Genomic DNA, 2,299 nt, shown 5'->3' on the forward strand with positions numbered 1-2,299 from the left:
GTGCCCGGGGCGGGGCCGCCGCCGGGCGGCCCCGCACGGTGGCGGTCAGAACAGGCCGAGGGCCTGGTCGGAGTAGCTGACCAGCAGGTTCTTGGTCTGCTGGTAGTGCTCCAGCATCATCCGGTGGTTCTCGCGGCCGATGCCGGAGTTCTTGTAGCCGCCGAAGGCGGCGTGCGCTGGGTACAAATGGTAGGAATTGGTCCACACCCTCCCCGCCTGGATGGCGCGGCCCGCCCGGTAGGCGGTGGAGCCGTCTCGGGTCCAGACCCCGGCGCCGAGGCCGTAGAGGGTGTCGTTGGCGATCCGGACGGCGTCGTCGAAGTCGTCGAAGCGGGTGACGGAGACGACCGGCCCGAAGATCTCCTCCTGGAAAATCCGCATGCTGTTGTCGCCCTCGAAGACGGTGGGGGCGACGTAGTAGCCGCCGGAGAGTTCGCCGCCGAGGTCGACCCGCTCGCCGCCGGCCAGGATCTTGGCGCCCTCGGCGCGGCCGATGTCCAGATAGGAGAGGATCTTCTCCAGCTGGTCGTTGGAGGCCTGGGCGCCCACCATGGTGTCGGTGTCCAGCGGATTGCCCTGCCGGATGGTGCCCACCCGCTCCAGCGCGTCGCCCAGGAAGCGGTCGTAGACCGAGGACTGGATCAGCGCCCGGCTGGGGCAGGTGCAGACCTCGCCCTGGTTGAGGGCGAAGAGGGCGAAACCCTCCAGGGCCTTGTCGTAGAAGGCGTCCTGGTCGTCGGCGACGTCCTCGAAGAAGACGTTGGGGCTCTTGCCGCCCAGCTCCAGGGTGACGGGGATCAGATTGCCGCTGGCGTACTGCATGATCAGACGGCCGGTGGTGGTCTCGCCGGTGAAGGCGATCTTGCGGATGCGGCTGCTGGAGGCGAGCGGCTTGCCGGCCTCCACGCCGAAGCCGTTGACCACGTTGACCACACCGGGCGGCAGCAGGTCGGCGATCAGCTCCATCAGCAGCAGGATGGACGCCGGGGTCTGCTCGGCGGGCTTGAGCACCACCGCGTTGCCCGCGGCGAGGGCCGGGGCGAGCTTCCAGACCGCCATCAGCAGCGGGAAGTTCCAGGGGATGATCTGGCCGACGACGCCCAGCGGCTCGTGGAAGTGGTACGCCACCGTGTCGTCGTCCAGCTGGGAGAGACCGCCCTCCTGGGCGCGGATCGCCCCGGCGAAGTAGCGGAAGTGGTCCACGGCCAGCGGCAGGTCGGCGGCCAGCGTCTCGCGGACCGGCTTGCCGTTCTCCCAGCTCTCGGCGACGGCCAGCATCTCCAGGTTGTCCGCGATGCGGTCGGCGATCCGGTGGAGCACCAGGGCCCGTTCGGCCGGGGAGGTACGGCCCCAGGCGGGGGCGGCGGCGTGGGCGGCGTCCAGGGCCAGCTCGATGTCCTCGGCGCCGCTGCGCGGGACCTCGCAGAAGGTGCGGCCGGTGACGGGGGTGGGGTTCTCGAAGTAGCGTCCCCGGACCGGCGGGACCCACTCGCCGCCGATCCAGTTGCCGTAGCGCGACTGGTAGGTGGCCGGGCTGCCCGGTCGGCCCGGCGGCTGGTAGACCGTCATGGGTGGCGCCTCCTTGCGCTGGTGGCGCGTCCCCGGCCCGCCCGGGGACGGCGCTGCGACGGCGACGCTAACCGCGGGGAGGTTGCCGCGGGGTTGCGGCGCGGCGGCGGGCCACTCCGGCGGCCGCCTGCCGGGGACCCAGCGCGGCCAGGTCGGCGGCCAGCAGGGTGCGGCGCGGCGATCCCGGCGGCAGCGCGCGCAGCGCCGCCTCCAGCACCGCCGGGTCGGAGCGGCCCTCGGGGCGCAGCGCCCAGCCGGCGAGCAGTTCCGGGCCCGCGTGGCGCAGCAGTACGGCCCGCAGCTCGCCGGCCAGCGCCTGCCGCTCCTCGATCACCCCGGGGGCCTCGGAGCGCGGCAGTACGGGTCCGGGGCAGCGCTGGAGGGCCTGGCGGTGGGCACCGCGCGCCAGCAGCCCGCGGACCTCGTCGGCGTCGGTGCCGGCCGGCACGGTGAGCCGGTAGGGCCGGGACGCCAGCAGGGTGTCGCCGACCAGCCGGCGCAGCCTGGCGATCTCGGCGCGTACGGTGACCCGCGCCGAGTCCTCCTCGTGCAGCAGGGCCGCGAGGGCGTCGGCGGTCAGGCCCTGCGGGTGACGGCTGAGTAGCAGCATGATCTCGGAGTGACGCGGCGACAGCTCCCGGACGCGGCCGTCGACGGTGAGCAGCGCCCGGTCCCGGCCCAGGACCTCCAGCCGCAGGCCGCGGGGGCCGGGGGCCCGGCGGACCCGGGG

At 73.7% G+C, this 2,299-nt stretch carries 1 protein-coding gene and 1 pseudogene; both read right to left on the minus strand.

Annotated features, from left to right (window positions below; translation table 11 throughout):
- Nucleotides 1-45: 45 nt before the first annotated feature.
- Nucleotides 46-1,569: an acetaldehyde dehydrogenase ExaC gene (exaC, locus tag AOK09_RS20600; RefSeq protein WP_055588697.1), complete on the minus strand. Its 1,524-nt coding sequence runs from the start codon at nt 1,567-1,569 to the stop codon at nt 46-48.
- 67 nt (nt 1,570-1,636) lie between these two features.
- Nucleotides 1,637-2,299: pseudogene (locus AOK09_RS20605) on the minus strand (transcriptional regulator); the annotation flags it as partial.

The organism is Peterkaempfera griseoplana (assembly GCF_001418575.1).
GTDB lineage: Bacteria > Actinomycetota > Actinomycetes > Streptomycetales > Streptomycetaceae > Peterkaempfera > Peterkaempfera griseoplana.